General features: G+C 60.1%; 1 protein-coding gene. It reads left to right on the forward strand.

From position 1 onward, the window contains the following. Positions 1–218 (forward strand): hypothetical protein (locus tag A3709_RS24150; RefSeq protein WP_197484310.1); only part of this gene is annotated, 218 nt, incomplete at both ends.

Raw genomic sequence — 218 nt, forward strand, 5'->3', positions numbered from 1 at the left:
GGCTCCCCCCAGGCATTCTCGCTGGCAGAATCCGACGGGCGCATTGATATTGGTATGGGGCGTGGGCGTTTCCTCGAGACGCCTGCAGGCGCGACGGGCGCCTTGCGCCTGGTGAGTATTTTTAATCTGGCTGAAGTCGCGCGGCGTCTCAGCCTGACGCATATGTTTGAGTCGGGGGTGCCTTTCAATAGTTTGCAGGGGCAGATGAATCTCGCCAG

It is taken from the genome of Halioglobus sp. HI00S01, assembly GCF_001635445.1.
GTDB lineage: Bacteria > Pseudomonadota > Gammaproteobacteria > Pseudomonadales > Halieaceae > Halioglobus > Halioglobus japonicus.